The sequence below is a fragment of the Rhodobacter capsulatus genome, from assembly GCF_052363185.1.
Taxonomy (GTDB): domain Bacteria; phylum Pseudomonadota; class Alphaproteobacteria; order Rhodobacterales; family Rhodobacteraceae; genus Rhodobacter; species Rhodobacter capsulatus_E.
This window is the reverse complement of the sequence record NZ_CP198955.1, coordinates 1,189,712-1,204,518: the sequence shown is the minus strand read 5'-3', so window position 1 is coordinate 1,204,518 and position 14,807 is coordinate 1,189,712. Positions and strand designations below refer to the sequence as shown.

Genomic DNA, 14,807 nt, shown 5'->3' with positions numbered 1-14,807 from the left:
ACAGGCCCGGCCGCCGTCGGGGCCCAAGCGCTCAGCTCAGCCCGCGGTCATGGCCGTAGCGCAGCACCCGGATATTCTCGAGCGTGACCAGACAGCTGCCCAGCATCGGTTCGGCCGCGGCCAGCAGCCGCTCGATGTTGTCGGCGGTGTCGATCACCTCGATCACCAGCGGCAGATCGTCCGAAAGCCGCAAGATCTTGGCCGTATGCATCCGGCTGGAGCGCCCGAAGCCCATCGCGCCGCGCAGCACCGTGGCCCCCGCCAGCCCCAGTTCGCGGGCCTTGAACACCAGCGCCTCGTAAAGCGGGCGGCCCTCCCAGTCATCGCTTTCGCCGATCATCAGCCGCAACAGCACGGCGTCGGTGGTCTCGCGCATCGGTCACGTTCCTTTCAGGCGGTTGATCCTCGTCGCGATCGCCAGACCGACCCAGGCCGCGACGAGCCAGCCCGCGATCGAAACGCCCAGGTTCAGCCCGGCCAACGCGTAATCGGCCTGTTCCAGCGCCAGAACCGTCTCCAGACCGAAGGCGGAAAAGGTGGTGAAGCCGCCGCAAAAGCCGGTCATCACCGCCTGCCGCCGGGTCGGGCCCAGCAGCCAGCGGCCGTCGGGGCCGCTCAGCGTGGCAAAAAGCCCGATCCCGAAGGAGCCAAGGACATTCACCACCAGCGTGCCCCAGGGAAAGCCCGGCCCCGCCACGGCCAGCACCGCAAGCCCGCACAGATAGCGGCAGACCGCGCCCAGGGCGCTGGCGGCGGCGACGGCGGCGTAAAGGCGGATCTCGCGGCGCATCTCAGCCGACCCAGATCCGGGCGGCCCAAAGCCCCAGCGCACAGGCCGCAAGGCACAGCCCGACCGAGGCGGCCACATTGGCCAGCGCCGCGCCGATCTGCCCGCCACGCGCCAAGGCCATGGTCTGCAACGAAAAAGACGAAACGGTCGTGTAGCTGCCCAAGACCCCGACGACGAGCAGAAGCCACAGCGAGGGCGCCGCCCCGGGCTCCGGCGCGATCAGCCCCGCCAGCGCACCGATCAGCGCCGCGCCGGTGACGTTGACGACCAGCGTCCCCCAAGGAAAGGCCTCGCCCCAGCGCCGCGCCACCGCCCCAGAGAGCGCAAACCGGGCGCTGCCGCCAAGGGCCCCGCCCAGCGCCACCAGCGCAATTTCGGTCAGATATCCAGTCATGCGGCCAAGGTGCGGCGCGGGCGTGCGGCTGTCAATGCGGCCCCGCGGTCAGTCCTGCCAGCGCTCCTGCACCCGCAGATGTTCATGGGTATGGGCGCGGGCGCCGTGCAGATGGAACTCGATCTCGGTGCGGATCGGCACCAGCGCGGTCTGCCCGTGCAACACGCCGCGCTGCAGGAACAGCGAATTGGCATAGGCCGTGACCGAGCCGACCGTGCCGCGCATCACCGTCACCTCGACCGCGGCGGTGTGATCGAGCGGCACCGACAGCGCGGCAATCGTGGTATCGTGATGGCGCTGGCGGCTTTCGGGCACCGCCCGGCCCAGATCGCGCTGCGACGGGTCCAGCGCATAGGTGATCACGCCGACGCATTCGGCGGCTTCGGGCGCATCCTCGGCCAGACCGCGGCGGACCAGATCGCGCAGCGCCTCGGAGCGGTTCGAGGCGCCCGAGCGCGCCATGAACCCGTCCAGCGCGGCCAGAAGATCGTCTTCGATGGTGATGGTGACACGTTGCATGCGCGGCCCTCCCGGTGGCCGGATCTTGCATGGCGGGACGGGGCGGCACAAGCCCCGGGGCTAGCCCGACCGGGCGGGCAAAAGGCGGCAGCGCTGCAACAGCGCGGTGTCCGCGAGCAGCTCGGCCGGGGCGCCTGCCGCCACCGCGCGGCCGTCCTCCAGCACCACCACATGATCGGCGATGCGCGCCACCACATCCAGATCGTGGGTGGAAAAGATCAGCGTCCGCGCGGGGTTGGCGGCGCCGAAATCGCGCTGCAGCGCCGCCACGATATCGTCGCTTGCCTGCGGGTCCAGCGCCGCGGTGGGCTCATCGAGCAGCAGCACCTCGGGGTCGAGGATCAGCACCGAGGCCAGCGCCACGCGCTTTTTCTCGCCCCCGGACAGCCGGTGCGGCGGCCGGTCGGCCAGCCCCGTCAGCCCGAAATCGGCCAGAAGCGCCGCCACACGGGCGCGGATGCGGTCGCGCGGCCAGTGCATCTGCAGCGGGCCGAAGGCCAGCTCGTCAAAGACCGTGGGGCAAAAGAGCTGCACATCGGGGTTCTGGAACACGAAGCCGACGCGGCGGCGAAAGGCGATGGCGGCGGCGTCATCGCGCAGCGCCGCCTCGGTCAGCGGTTGGCCCAGCGCCTCGACCCGGCCGGTCTGGGCAAATTGCAGCGCATCCAGCAGCCGCAGCAGCGTCGATTTGCCCGAGCCATTCGCCCCCAGAACCGCCGTGCGCCGCCCGCGCGGCAGGTCAAGATCCAGCCCCGTCAGGGCCGGATGGCCGCGATAGGAAAACTGCACGTCGCGCAGACGGAATGCGGGATCGGTCATCACGGCCGCCCCGCCAGCGCAAGGGCCAGCGCCGCGGCCAGCAGCGCCGCCAGAAACAGCCCGTCGCGGGGGCGAAAGCGGAAATCATGCAGCAGATGCACCTCGCCGCGCCAGCCGCGGGCGATCATCGACAGATGCACCTCGCCGGCCAGATCCAGCGAGCGTTGCAAAAGCGTCCCGGCGATGCCGCTGGCCAGACTGCGCGCGGTGCGCCCGTCGCAGCGCCCGACCAGACGGCTGCGCCGCGCCTCGAACAGCTCCAGCGCCAGTTGCGCCAGAACGAAGATGTAGCGATGCGTCATGCCGAGGATCATCACAGCGGCCCGGGGCACGCCCAGACTGCGCAGCGCCTTGAGCAGATGCGGCCAGGGCGTCGTCAGCACCACAAGCAGCGCCAGCGTGGCGCTGGTTTCGGCCCGGCCCAGGAGAAAGGCGGCCGCGCGCAGCCCCTGTTCGGTGACGGCAAGGCCGAAGGGCAGCGCCAGCAGCGGCGTTCCGGGCACCAGCACCAGCGCGGGCAGCGCGATCAGCCCGGTGAAGAGCAGAACCGCCCCCCAGACCTGCCGCGCCAGCCGCCGCGGCCCGACCCCGGAGAGCGCGCCCAGAACCACCGCCAGCCCGAACACCGCCGCCAGCGCCAGCAGCGACCGGGTGGCAACCGCCGCCAGGATCAGCGCGAAAAGCCCCGCCACCTTGGCGCGCGGATCAAGCCCCTGCAGCAGGCCCGGACCGCGGGCCAGCGCCACCGACTCCTCGGCGTGACGCAGCAGCGCCGTGATGCCGCCCGCGATCCGCCCGACCAGATCGGCACCGCCCGCGGCGGGCGGATGGCTTGCAAAGGAGGGTTCGGCCATGACCCGGCTCAGGCGGCGCGGGCCCGACCGGCGCGCCAGCGCGCCACGACCGTGACGAAGGCCACCACCAGCCCGACCCCGATCCCGGCCGAGAGCAGATAGCCAAGCGTTTCATTTTGCAGGAAACCGGGCGCGTAATCGGGGACCGGGGCGCTCCAGAAGCTTGACAGCCGTTCGAACCCGCCCGGCACCGTCTCGGGCGGGGCCACGCCGCCCGAGACGCTGGCGATGGTCTCGCGGCCCTCGGGCGTGGTGAAATCCTCGGCCCCCCATTCGCCCCAGGCGGTGCCCGAGGCCAGCAACCCCAGCGGGCTGAGCGCGATCAGCGCCGCCAGCCCGCCCCAGAGCCAGGCCAGACCGGGCGCCTCGGCCCCCGCGCCTTCCGAAGGCGCCAAGAGATCGGGATTGGCGCGTTGCAACCAGGCGACGATCCCGGCGGTGACGATGAATTCGGCGATCCCCGCGACCGTCAGATGGGCGATCGCCATCGCCGGAACCGCCACCGACAGCGGATAGGGCGCGTAAAGCGGCGCGCCGCCCGCGTCGTGAAACAGCACGGGCTGCAGCCCGAATTCGAGCGCCGTCACCAGCGCCGCGGCATTGATGCCCAGATAGCCCGCCAGCCCCGCCGCCAGCACCCGCCGCCGCGATCCGACCGCCGCGCCAAGGCTGCCCAGTCGGTAGACCGCATAGGCCAGCATCGGCCCGACCACCGCGATGTTGAAGCAATTGGCGCCAAAGGCGGTGATGCCGCCATCGCCGAAGAGCACCGCCTGAATGAGCAGTGCCACCGAAATCGCCAGCACCGCCGCCCAGGGGCCCAGCAGGATCGCCGCGATGGCAAGGCCCGTGGCATGGGCCGTGGTGCCGCCCGGCACCGGTAGGTTGAACATCATGATCACGAAGCTGAAAGCCGCCACCAGCGCGATCAGCGGGATGGTGCGGGCGGCCTCGACCCGCTCGATCCTGCGCATCGCCAGATACCAGAACGGCGCCGCCGCGGCAAAGGTCACCGCACAGGTCGCGGGGCTGAGGTATCCGTCCGGAATATGCATCGCTGATGTCCTTTGGCGGGCGCGGATGGGGGCGCGTGGCGGTATGATTTCCGGATCATTTCGTCACATCGCCCTCCTGTCAAGAAATTCGGAACCGCCGATGCGCCGCGACAGGACGAAAAAGGGCGCCCGACCTGCGGGCGCCCGAAAGGCTGGGCCGGGGTTCGGCCCGATCTCAGCCGCGCGCGGCGCGGATCAGATCCAGGATCTCGCGCGCTGCCGCCGGAATGTTGGTGCCGGGCCCGAAGATCGCCTTCACGCCTGCCGCCTTCAGGAAGTCATAGTCCTGCTGCGGGATCACCCCGCCACAGATCACCAGGATATCCTCGGCGCCCTTTTCCTTCAGCGCTTCGATCAGCTTCGGCGCGAGCGTCTTGTGACCGGCGGCGAGCGAGGAAATGCCGACAACATGCACGTCGTTGTCCACCGCATCCTGCGCCGCTTCCTCGGGGGTCTGGAACAGCGTGCCCACATCGACGTCAAAGCCGATATCGGCGAAAGCCGTGGCAATCACCTTGGCGCCGCGGTCGTGACCGTCCTGCCCCATCTTCACGACGAGCATCCGCGGACGCCGCCCCTCGGCTTCGGCAAAGGCGCTCACATCGGCCTGGATCTGCGCAAAGCCCTGATCGCCCTCGTAAGCCGCGCCATAGACCCCGGCCAGCGTCTTCACCTCGGCGCGGTGACGCCCGAAGATTTCTTCCATCGCCATCGAGATCTCCCCCACCGAGGCCCGCGCCCGGGCCGCTTCGACGGCCGCTTCCAGAAGGTTGCCCCCCTCGCGCGCGCGCCGGGTGACTTCGGCCAGAGCGGCCGCACATTTGGCTTCGTCGCGGGTCGCGCGCATCTGCGTCAGCCGCGCGATCTGGCTGTCGCGCACCGCCACGTTGTCGATGTCCAGAATGTCGATCGGGTCTTCCTTGGCCAGACGATATTTGTTCACGCCAACGATCACGTCTTCGCCGCGGTCGATCGCCGCCTGACGCCGCGCCGCCGATTCCTCGATCCGCAGCTTCGGCATGCCGGAGGCCACGGCCTTGGTCATGCCGCCCATCGCCTCGACTTCCTCGATCAGCGCCCAGGCCTTGTCAGCCAGCTCCGCCGTCAGCGCCTCGACATAATAGCTGCCCGCCAGCGGATCGACGACCTTGGTGACGCCGGTTTCTTCCTGCAGGATGATCTGGGTGTTGCGCGCGATCCGGGCACTGAATTCGGTCGGCAGCGCAATGGCTTCATCAAGCGCGTTGGTGTGCAGCGACTGCGTGCCACCAAGCGCCGCCGACATCGCCTCATAGGCCGTGCGGATGACGTTGTTGTAGGGGTCCTGTTCCTGCAAGCTGACGCCCGAGGTCTGGCAGTGCGTGCGCAGCATCAGCGAGCCCGGTTTCTTCGGCTCGAATTCCGACATGATCCGGTGCCACAGCAGTCGCGCGGCGCGCAGCTTCGCCGCTTCCATGAAGAAGTTCATGCCGATGGCGAAGAAGAACGACAGGCGGCCCGCGAAATCATCGACGTTCATGCCGCGCGCCAGCGCCGCGCGCACATATTCGCGCCCGTCGGCCAGCGTATAGGCCAGCTCCTGCACCAGGTTCGCGCCCGCTTCCTGCATGTGATAGCCGGAAATCGAGATCGAGTTGAACTTCGGCATCTCTTTCGAGGTGTATTCGATGATATCCGCAATGATCCGCATCGAGGGTTCGGGCGGATAGATATAGGTGTTGCGGACCATGAATTCCTTGAGGATGTCGTTCTGGATCGTGCCCGACAGCAGGCTGCGGTCCACGCCCTGTTCCTCGCCCGTCACGATGAAATTCGCCAGAATCGGGATCACCGCGCCGTTCATCGTCATCGAGACCGAAACTTTTTCCAGCGGAATCCCGTCGAAGAGGATCTTCATGTCTTCGACCGAGTCGATGGCGACGCCCGCCTTGCCGACATCGCCGACAACGCGCGGGTGGTCAGAATCATAGCCGCGGTGGGTGGCCAGGTCGAAAGCGACCGAAACGCCCTGCTGCCCCGCCGCCAGCGCCTTGCGGTAAAAGGCGTTGCTCTCCTCGGCGGTGGAGAAGCCCGCATATTGCCGGATCGTCCAGGGACGGCCCGCATACATCGTCGCGCGCACGCCGCGGGTGAAGGGGGCGATGCCCGGCAGCGTGCCCATATGCGGCAGATCGGCGGTGTCTTCCGCCGTGTAAAGCGGCTTGACCGCGATCCCTTCGAGCGTGTTCCAGGTCAGGCTGTCGGGCGAGCGGCCCTTGAGTTCCTTTTCGGCCAGCTTGCGCCAGCCCTCCATCTTGTCGGTCATGTGCGAGCCTCGTTTCGGGGGGCAAAGGCCGGGGGGGCGCCCCCTCCCGGCCGGTCCGTTCAGGTCATTCGGGGGAAAGCCCCGGCCTCATTCGAATTCCATGATGATGTCGTCAACCTTCAGCGAGGCACCGGCCGCGCAGTTGATCTTTTTCACCACGCCCTTGCGCTCGGCCTTGAGGATGTTTTCCATCTTCATGGCTTCAACGGTGGCCAGCGCCTGACCTTCCTGCACTTCCTGCCCTTCCTCGACCGAGATCTTCACGATCAGGCCGGGCATCGGGCAGAGCAGGAACTTCGAGGTATCCGGCGGCAGTTTTTCCGGCATCAGAAGCGCCAGATCATGCTGGCGCGGCGTGCGCACATGCACCTTCAGATCGGCGCCGCGCACCCGGATGCGGAAGCCCATCGGGATCTTGCCGACCTTCAGCACCAAAGGCGTGCCGCCGACCGTCAGTTTCGCCAGCGACTTGCCGGGCGTCCAGTCGCTTTCGACGCGCAGGCTGGTGCCATCGGCAAAGGTCACGGTCGAGCCCGCCTTGTCGGCGGCGATCTTCACCGGGAAGCTTTCGCCCTGCAGGCTGACCACCCAGTCATCGCCCACCTTGCGCTCGTGATTGCCAAGCGTGCCCGAAATGCGGGTGCGGCGGATTTCGGCCACACGGTTCATCGCGGCGGTGGCGGCGGCGACGCGCTTGAGCATCTCCTCGGTCAGGGTCACGCCCTGGAAGCCCTCGGGATATTCCTCGGCGATGAAGGCCGTGGTGATCGAGCCCTCGACGAAGCGGTCATGATCCATCACCGCCGCGCAGAACGGCAGGTTGTGGCCGATGCCTTCGACTTCGAACGTGTCGAGCGCCAGACGCATTTCCTCGATCGCGGCTTCGCGGGTCGGGCCCCAGGTGCAAAGTTTCGCGATCATCGGGTCGTAATACATCGAGATCTCGCCGCCCTCGAAGACGCCGGTGTCGTTGCGCACGATCCCGCCCGAGGCGGTCGGCCCTTCGACCGGGGGCTGGTATTTCGTCAGCCGCCCGATCGAGGGCAGGAAGTTGCGATAGGGGTCCTCGGCGTAAAGGCGGCTTTCCATCGCCCAGCCGTTGATGCCGATATCTTCCTGTTTGAAGGGCAGCGGTTCCCCGGCGGCAACGCGGATCATCATCTCGACAAGGTCGATGCCGGTGATCAGTTCGGTCACCGGATGTTCCACCTGCAGACGGGTGTTCATTTCCAGGAAGTAGAAGTTGCGGTTGCCGTCAACAATGAACTCAACCGTGCCCGCCGAGGTGTAGCCCACCGCTTTCGCCAGCGCGCAGGCCTGTTCGCCCATCGCCTTGCGGGTGGCGGGGTCGAGGAAGGGCGAGGGCGCCTCTTCGATGACCTTCTGGTTGCGGCGCTGGATCGAGCATTCGCGCTCGTTCAAATAGACGCAATTGCCATGCTGGTCGGCCAGCACCTGAATTTCGATGTGACGCGGCTGGGTGACGAATTTCTCAATGAAAATACGGTCATCGCCAAAGGACGCCGCGGCTTCGTTCTTCGAGGACTGGAAGCCCTCGCGCGCTTCCTCGGCGTTCCAGGCAATCCGCATCCCCTTGCCGCCGCCCCCGGCCGAGGCCTTGATCATCACCGGATAGCCGATCTGGTCCGAGATCTTCACCGCTTCATCGGCATCGGCGATCAGGCCCATGTAGCCCGGAACGGTCGAAACCCCGGCTTCCTGCGCCAGTTTCTTCGAGGTGATCTTGTCGCCCATCGCCTCGATCGCGGGGCTCGGCGGTCCGACGAAGATCACGCCTTCCTTTTCCAGCGCGGCGGCGAAATCCATCCGTTCCGACAGGAAGCCATAGCCCGGGTGCACGGCCTCGGCGCCGGTCTTGCGGATGGCGTCCATGATCTTGTCGATCACGATATAGGACTGGTTCGCGGGCGGCGGGCCGATGTGGACGGCCTCGTCCGCCATCTTGACATGCAGCGCCTGCGCATCGGCGTCGGAATAGACGGCCACCGTCTTGATGCCCATCTTGCGCGCCGATTTGATGACGCGGCAGGCGATCTCGCCGCGGTTGGCGATCAGGATTTTCTTGAACATGGTCAGTCCCTTCCTCCGGGCGCGGATTGGCCCGCGCCCCCTTTCGTGATGTCATGTGCCGTCAAGGCGGGCGAAATGAAACGCCACCGAGGGGGGAACCCTCGGTGGCGGCATGGGGTCGCGACCCGCGCAGGCGGGAAAATGTCGCGCGGCTCAGTAGCAGGGACCGCCGACGCCGACGTTGCAGGTCGCCCCACCGGCCAGCGCGCCAAGCGCCGCTCCGGCGACCATGTTTTCGTCGGCCGCATCGGCGATGATGGCACCGGCGGCGGCACCGGCAAGCGCCCGCCCGCCCTGGGTTTGCAACACGCCGGCCCCGCCTTGGGGTTGCGTGCAGCCCGCAAGGGTCGCGGCGGCCAGAAGGGCCAGAAGAAGGGAAGTGCTGCGCATGAGTGTCTGCCTCCGACAGGGGTTATGATTACCCCCGGATCTAGCGCGGAAATGCGCCAGCACAACGGATAGTTCCGCCCGACGGGACAGGCCTGCGCCAGATCGGCAAGGCTTTGCCCATCCGGCCCCGTCGCCCGGGCGCAAAGGCGCGGCCCGACGAAAACGCCGGGCCGCGACCCCAAGACACTAACATGGAGGTTGGACGGCGCGGCTTCGAAACACGCCATCTGCATCCCGATATGGGGCGCCGATGCCGCATTGCCAGAGGCGGGGGCAAAAGCCCCGCCAAAATAGGCGATTTTCTGCCGATATGCCGCCCGGACCCCGGTCATTCCCAGTCGTCCTCCGCGTCGTCTTCGTCCCAGTCGAAAGCGTCGGGATCGGCGAAAACCTCGGGGAAGCTGGCCTCGGCCCGCTTGCGGTCGATGCGCAAAAGCTGCTCGTAGCTGCAGGGATCGGCGGGTTCGGAGGCCCAGACGACCTCGCGGCCGATCAGCCAGGACAGCCGCCCGGCATCCAGATTGCCCCGCTCGAAGGGCTCTTCGCCGAAATAATTCCACAGCGCAGCCATGAAGCCCGCATCGGCGCGACGGTCGGGCGCGGCCCGATCCTTGTAACGCTCGCGGCGGACGATCTTGGTGGCGCCCTTTTTGGCATTGGCGCGCCGGATGGTGAACTGGAAATCGGTGCCGGGAAGACGCCCCGGGAAGCCACGGTGTTTCAGCATGATGTGCCCCTTTCCCGCGCGGGGTGGCACATCAGGCCCGTCCCGCGCAAGCACGGAACGGGCAAGCCGGGGGCGCAGGCCGGGCCCTGCCCCCGAAAGATCTTACTTGTATTTGCCGGTTTGGGCCGGTTCGATGGTGACCGGAGCGACCGGCTCGGTCTTGGGCGCGCAAGCGGCCACGAAAGCGATCGCAACGAGGGCGAAGAGGACTTTGTTCGACATGGGTGTCTCCTGTCAGGACCGACGAGGGCACGGAAGGCTCCGTCCATCTGGTCCTTGCTTGTCATTGTTCGGATCGGATGATTCCGATCGCGCGCAGATTTACCGCGCGCCACGTCCGGGCTGAAGCGAAAAGCGCGTGAACACAAAAGTTTCGGGGCGACCGTGACCGGGCCCCCATCCTTGGTGTTCTGGCGCAGCATCGCCATCAGAAAAGCTCCCACTGACAGGCCCCATCGGCGATGGAATAGGCCTCGAAGAATTGCACCGCGGTTTCATCGGACGCCCCGAACGGCACCACGCGGTCGGACAGATCAAGGACGAGTTCGGCCGGTTGCGGCCCGGTTTCGGCAATCCGCGGCAGCGCCCAGCCGTCGCACAAAGCCTGCAGATCGGCCGAGGCCTTGTCCGGGCCATAGCCCGCCCCGGCCACCTCCGGCGCGACGAAGCGAAAGCGCAGCGTCAGCCCGCGCGGCCCGGCGGTGTCCATCCGGGTCTCGAGCCAGTGCAGCGCGATCCCCGACGGCACCGGAAGCGGCGGCCCCGAAGGCACGGGCAGCGGCCCGGTTTCCTGCACCGGCCCGGCCTCTTCGGCAAAGGCGGGCCGGGCAAGCGCCGTCACAGCGAGAACGACCGCGATCGTCCCCCGCAAGGCTGTGCGCGCCTGCCCGGCCCCACGAAGCATTCCGCGCCCCTCAGAGCGGAATGTTGTCGTGTTTCTTCCACGGGTTGGCCAGCTTCTTCGAGCGCAGGCTCGCGAAAGCACGGGCCACCCGACGACGGGTGGACGAGGGTTTGATCACCTCGTCGATGAAGCCGCGTTCGGCCGCCACGAAGGGGTTGGCGAAACGGTCTTCGTAGTCCTTGGTGCGGGCGGCGATCTTGTCCTTGTCGCCCAGTTCCGAGCGATAGAGGATCTCGGTCGCGCCCTTGGCCCCCATCACCGCGATTTCGGCGGTGGGCCAAGCATAGTTGAAATCGCCGCGCAGGTGCTTCGACGCCATCACGTCATATGCGCCGCCATAGGCCTTGCGGGTGATCACGGTGACTTTCGGCACGGTGGCCTCGCCGTAAGCGAACAGAAGCTTCGCGCCGTGCTTGATCACGCCGCCATATTCCTGGCCGGTGCCGGGCAGGAAGCCGGGCACATCGACCAACGTCAGGATCGGGATTTCGAACGCATCGCAGAAGCGCACGAAGCGCGCGGCCTTGCGCGAGCTGTCGATGTCAAGGCAGCCCGCCAGAACCATCGGCTGGTTCGCGACCACGCCCACGGTCTGACCCTCGATGCGGATGAAGCCGGTGATGATGTTGCCCGCGTAATCCTTTTGAATCTCGAAGAAATCGCCCTCGTCGGCGATTTTCGCGATCAATTCCTTCATGTCATAGGGCATGTTGGGGTTGGCCGGGATCAGCGTATCGAGGCTTTCCTCGATCCGGTCCACGGAATCGAAGAAGGGCCGCACCGGCGCCTTTTCGCGGTTCGAGAGCGGCAGGAAGTCGATCAGGCGGCGGGTTTCCGCAATCGCCTCGACGTCGTTTTCATAGGCGCCGTCCGCGACCGAAGATTTCTTGGTGTGGGTCGACGCGCCCCCCAGTTCCTCGGCGGTGACGATTTCGTTCGTCACCGTCTTCACCACGTCGGGACCGGTCACGAACATGTAGGAGCTGTCCTTCACCATGAAGATGAAGTCGGTCATCGCGGGGGAATAGACCGCACCACCGGCGCAGGGCCCCATGATCAGCGAGATCTGCGGCACGACGCCCGAGGCCATGATGTTGCGCTGGAAGACTTCCGCGTAACCGGCGAGCGAGGCCACGCCTTCCTGAATCCGCGCGCCGCCCGAATCGTTCATCCCGATCACCGGGGCGCCGTTCTGCATCGCCATATCCATGATCTTGCAGATCTTCTCGGCGTGGGTTTCGGACAGCGAGCCGCCGAAGACGGTGAAGTCCTGCGAGAACACATAAACCATGCGGCCGTTCACCGTGCCCCAGCCGGTGACCACGCCATCGCCCGAGATATGCTCGGCTTCCATGCCGAAATCGACGCAGCGATGCGCCTTGAACATGTCGAATTCCTCGAACGAGCCTTCGTCGAGCAGAAGTTCGATGCGTTCGCGCGCCGTCAGCTTGCCCTTCTTGTGCTGGGCCTCGATGCGCCGCTCGCCGCCGCCAAGCCGCGCCGCCGCACGCCGGCTTTCCAGCTCGCTCAGGATGTCTTTCATGGGGTCCCCTCCGAGAATTTCCGTGCAACCTATCGGAACGAAAGAATGTTACCAAGCGGATTCGGGAAAATTTGCAAATAATTCTCAGACCACCAAGTGCGAATTGCAATATTGCAAATAAACTGGCGCCGCGCCCCGGGCCGCGCTAGGAAAAGCCACCCTGCCCGAGGCGATCATGACCCTTCCCGCCCCTCTCGTCACCTTTCTTTTGCTCACCGCGTCGAATGTCTTCATGACCTTCGCCTGGTATGGCCATTTGCGCTTCAAATCGGCGCCGATGCTGGTGGCGATCGGGGTGTCCTGGGGCATCGCCTTTTTCGAATATTGCCTGATGGTGCCCGCCAACCGCATCGGCTACGGCGTGATGTCGGCGGCGCAGCTGAAGGTGATGCAGGAGGTGATCTCGCTCACCGTCTTTGTCGGCTTCAACAGCTGGTGGCTGGGCGAGCCGCCGACCTGGCGCACGCTGGGCGGATTCGTCCTGATCATCGCCGGGGCGGCGCTGATCTTTTCGAACAAGGGCTGAGCCCCGATCTTGTGACGCATACATTTTCCCCCGTGGACAAAATGACGCGCGCAGCCTAGCGGCCGTGCATGGCTTTCCTGACCCGCAACACACCGCCGCATATCGTCACCCTCGTGCTGGCCACCGGGGTGGCGGCGCTGGCGCTGAACATCTTCCTGCCCTCGCTGCCCGGGATGGCACGGCATTTCGGTGTCGATTACGGGCTGATGCAGCTCGCGGTCTCGGCCTATCTGGCCTTTTCGGCGCTGGCGCAATTCGTTGTCGGGCCGATCTCGGACCGCTACGGCCGCCGCCCGGTGCTGCTGTGGGTGGTGGCGATCTTCACGCTCGCCTCGGTCGCCGCGCTCTTTGCGCCGAATGCCCAGACCTTTCTGGCGGCCCGCTTCGTGCAGGCGGTCATCGCCACCGCCTTCGTGCTGTCGCGCGCCGCGGTGCGTGACATGGTTCCCGGGCCCGGCGCCGCCTCGATGATCGGCTATGTCACCATGGGGATGTCGGTGGTGCCGATGATCGGCCCGGCGGTGGGCGGGCTTCTGGACGGGCTTTTCGGCTGGCAGGCCAATCTGGCGGTTCTGGCCATTTCGGGGGCGCTTCTGTTCGCGCTGGTCTGGGCCGACATGGGCGAGACCGTCTCGGGCGGGGGGCTTGGCTTTGGCGCGCAGATGCGGGCCTATCCGATCCTGCTGCGCTCGGCCCGGTTCTGGGGCTATGCGCTGTCGGCCGCCGCCTCGGCGGGGCTGTTCTACGCCTATCTCGGCGGCGCGGCGCTGGTGGGAGAGCAGGCCTTTGGCCTCTCCCCGATCGAGGTCGGCTATTTCTTCGCCCTGCCCTCGCTCGGTTATCTGATCGGCAACTGGGTCTCGGGGCGGTTTTCGCTGCATCTGGGCATGGACCGGATGGTGCTTTGGGGCACGACCCTTGCCACCGCGGCCATCGCCGTGGCGCTGCTGGCGCGGGCGGCAGAGGCGCTGGGCCCGGTGCTGTTTTTCTCGGCGGTCGGCATCACCGGCATCGGCAACGGCCTGTCGCTGCCCTCGGCCAATGCCGGGCTGATGTCGGTGCGGGCCGATCTGGCGGGCACCGCCTCGGGCCTGGGCGCGACGATGACAATCGGCACCGGCGCGGTTCTGGCCAGCCTGACCGCGACGCTGCTTGGCCCCGAGGTCGAGGTGGCCCGGCTTTTGTGGGTGATGTTCGGATCCTCGGCGCTCTCGGTGGTGGCGATCCTTTGGGTGATGCGCCAGCCTCAATAGCCATAGGCGGGCGATTTCGCCACGGTATCGCCGAGCGCGATCGCCTCGCGCTCGATCGGGATCAGATTGCCGCGCAGCACCAGCGTCTCGGTCAGGGTGCGGCGCAGCATCGGCCCGGCCCCCAGCCGTTCATATTGCGCCACATGCACCAGCTCATGCGCCAAAAGCCAATCCGGCACCGGCGCTTTCGTCACGGTGATGCCATAGCCCGTCGTCAGCCCCCAGGCACGGTGCAGCGAAAACAACCCCGCCAGATCCGGATCGGCCAGCGGGGCGATCCGTTCAACCACCAAAAGCCGCACCCTTTCAGGATGTTGCACGCCGACCTTGCGGGCGATTTCCTGTTCGCGCGGATCAAGCGCCCGGCCCATCGCCTGCGCCTCGGCCTCGCGCCGGGCTTCCTCGCGGCGCAGTTTCGGCAACAGCCGCGCGATCTGCGCCGCCAGCGCCGGATCGGGCGCCGCGATCCGCGCCGCCTCGGCCGGGGTGATCTCGGGCGGCACGGGGGCGCAGCCGCAAAGCACCAGTGCAATCACAACCAACAGATGTCGCATCTTTCCTCCCGCTCGGCCCCGATGCTACGGCGGTTTGTCCCAGCCATGCAACCTCCCCTTGCACGCGGCCTTTGCAAAGGATA

16 protein-coding genes are annotated in these 14,807 nt (G+C 66.9%); 2 read left to right on the top strand and 14 right to left on the bottom strand.

Features of this window, described 5'->3' with window-relative positions; genetic code table 11:
* Positions 1 to 31: 31 nt before the first annotated feature.
* The 13 genes from ACTTAG_RS06070 to ACTTAG_RS06010 all read right to left on the bottom strand — a co-directional run bounded on the left by ACTTAG_RS06070 (position 32) and on the right by ACTTAG_RS06010 (position 12,391).
* Positions 32 to 376, bottom strand: a complete 345-nt coding sequence (locus ACTTAG_RS06070) for a DUF190 domain-containing protein (protein ID WP_444464635.1) — start codon at positions 374 to 376, stop codon at positions 32 to 34.
* A gap of 3 nt (positions 377 to 379) precedes the next feature.
* Positions 380 to 790, bottom strand: coding sequence for a fluoride efflux transporter FluC (locus ACTTAG_RS06065; protein ID WP_444464634.1), 411 nt, complete (start codon positions 788 to 790; stop codon positions 380 to 382).
* Between the two features lies 1 nt (position 791).
* Entirely contained in the window at positions 792 to 1,184 is a 393-nt protein-coding gene (gene crcB, locus ACTTAG_RS06060) for a fluoride efflux transporter CrcB (RefSeq protein WP_444464633.1), read from the bottom strand.
* A 48-nt stretch (positions 1,185 to 1,232) separates the two neighbouring features.
* A complete protein-coding gene (nikR, locus tag ACTTAG_RS06055) occupies positions 1,233 to 1,703 on the bottom strand; it encodes a nickel-responsive transcriptional regulator NikR (RefSeq protein WP_444464632.1) in 471 nt (156 codons plus the stop codon).
* A 60-nt stretch (positions 1,704 to 1,763) separates the two neighbouring features.
* Positions 1,764 to 2,522 (bottom strand): energy-coupling factor ABC transporter ATP-binding protein, encoded by a 759-nt coding sequence (locus ACTTAG_RS06050; protein WP_444464631.1) that lies wholly within the window; start codon positions 2,520 to 2,522, stop codon positions 1,764 to 1,766.
* Positions 2,522 to 3,376, bottom strand: coding sequence for a cobalt ECF transporter T component CbiQ (gene cbiQ / locus ACTTAG_RS06045; RefSeq protein WP_444464630.1), 855 nt, complete (start codon positions 3,374 to 3,376; stop codon positions 2,522 to 2,524). The genes ACTTAG_RS06050 and cbiQ overlap by 1 nt, the downstream gene beginning before the upstream one ends.
* 8 nt (positions 3,377 to 3,384) lie before the next feature.
* Positions 3,385 to 4,431 carry a cobalt transporter CbiM gene (gene cbiM / locus ACTTAG_RS06040; RefSeq protein ID WP_444464629.1) on the bottom strand — a complete coding sequence of 349 codons (1,047 nt, stop codon included), beginning with the start codon at positions 4,429 to 4,431 and terminating at the stop codon, positions 3,385 to 3,387.
* A 175-nt stretch (positions 4,432 to 4,606) separates the two neighbouring features.
* The gene (gene scpA, locus ACTTAG_RS06035; RefSeq protein ID WP_444464628.1) at positions 4,607 to 6,736 is read right to left on the bottom strand and encodes a methylmalonyl-CoA mutase; all 2,130 of its coding nucleotides are present in this window, start codon (positions 6,734 to 6,736) and stop codon (positions 4,607 to 4,609) included.
* 87 nt (positions 6,737 to 6,823) lie between these two features.
* Complete coding sequence (locus ACTTAG_RS06030; protein WP_444464627.1) at positions 6,824 to 8,827, bottom strand: acetyl-CoA carboxylase biotin carboxylase subunit; 2,004 nt, start codon at positions 8,825 to 8,827, stop codon at positions 6,824 to 6,826.
* A gap of 153 nt (positions 8,828 to 8,980) precedes the next feature.
* A complete protein-coding gene (locus ACTTAG_RS06025) occupies positions 8,981 to 9,217 on the bottom strand; it encodes a hypothetical protein (RefSeq protein ID WP_444464626.1) in 237 nt (78 codons plus the stop codon).
* 328 nt (positions 9,218 to 9,545) lie between these two features.
* Positions 9,546 to 9,944 (bottom strand): hypothetical protein, encoded by a 399-nt coding sequence (locus ACTTAG_RS06020; RefSeq protein WP_444464625.1) that lies wholly within the window; start codon positions 9,942 to 9,944, stop codon positions 9,546 to 9,548.
* Positions 9,945 to 10,371: 427 nt separating this feature from the next.
* Positions 10,372 to 10,848, bottom strand: a complete 477-nt coding sequence (locus ACTTAG_RS06015) for a DUF6497 family protein (RefSeq protein ID WP_444464624.1) — start codon at positions 10,846 to 10,848, stop codon at positions 10,372 to 10,374.
* A 10-nt stretch (positions 10,849 to 10,858) separates the two neighbouring features.
* Complete coding sequence (locus ACTTAG_RS06010; protein WP_444464623.1) at positions 10,859 to 12,391, bottom strand: acyl-CoA carboxylase subunit beta; 1,533 nt, start codon at positions 12,389 to 12,391, stop codon at positions 10,859 to 10,861.
* Positions 12,392 to 12,566: 175 nt separating this feature from the next.
* Here ACTTAG_RS06010 and ACTTAG_RS06005 point away from each other — a divergent pair, with 175 nt between their 5' ends.
* Both ACTTAG_RS06005 and ACTTAG_RS06000 read left to right on the top strand, forming a co-directional pair.
* On the top strand, positions 12,567 to 12,917 hold the full coding sequence (locus tag ACTTAG_RS06005; RefSeq protein ID WP_444464622.1) for a DMT family protein: 351 nt from the start codon (positions 12,567 to 12,569) through the stop codon (positions 12,915 to 12,917).
* A gap of 68 nt (positions 12,918 to 12,985) precedes the next feature.
* Entirely contained in the window at positions 12,986 to 14,170 is a 1,185-nt protein-coding gene (locus ACTTAG_RS06000; protein WP_444464621.1) for a multidrug effflux MFS transporter, read from the top strand.
* On the opposite strand, the gene ACTTAG_RS05995 is transcribed toward ACTTAG_RS06000, so the two are convergent.
* Complete coding sequence (locus tag ACTTAG_RS05995) at positions 14,164 to 14,724, bottom strand: hypothetical protein (protein ID WP_444464620.1); 561 nt, start codon at positions 14,722 to 14,724, stop codon at positions 14,164 to 14,166. The two genes, ACTTAG_RS06000 and ACTTAG_RS05995, sit on opposite strands and share 7 nt — an antisense overlap.
* Between the last annotated feature and the right edge of the window lie 83 nt (positions 14,725 to 14,807).